The following is a 253-nucleotide window of genomic DNA, read 5'->3' on the forward strand; positions in this document are numbered from 1 at the left end:
TTGCAGTAATTGATTGGGAGTCAACCCAAATACTTTAGAGCAACGGTTGTTTGCAAGTATGATAATACCATTGAGATCAGTAACGATTAATGCGTGTTGAACTGAGGCAATAACATTATTTGCAAAAGCTTTTTCATTATTTAATTGGGTGAGTGAATTGTGTATTTGTTCTTCTCGCTGGTTGAGTTTATCTATCATAGTATTGAAACATGACACCAGTTTTCCCACCTCATCTTGGTGTAATGATGTAATT

At 34.8% G+C, this 253-nt stretch carries 1 protein-coding gene; it reads right to left on the minus strand.

What is annotated here, in order from left to right; genetic code table 11:
• The coding region (locus I3255_RS13370) for a PAS domain S-box protein (RefSeq protein ID WP_238039252.1) at window positions 1-198 on the minus strand (198 nt) is incomplete at its 3' end.
• Between the last annotated feature and the right edge of the window lie 55 nt (window positions 199-253).

Origin of the sequence: Psychrobacter sp. Ps6 (genome assembly GCF_022129235.1) — a bacterium.
In the GTDB taxonomy this organism is placed as follows: Bacteria; Pseudomonadota; Gammaproteobacteria; order Pseudomonadales; family Moraxellaceae; genus Psychrobacter.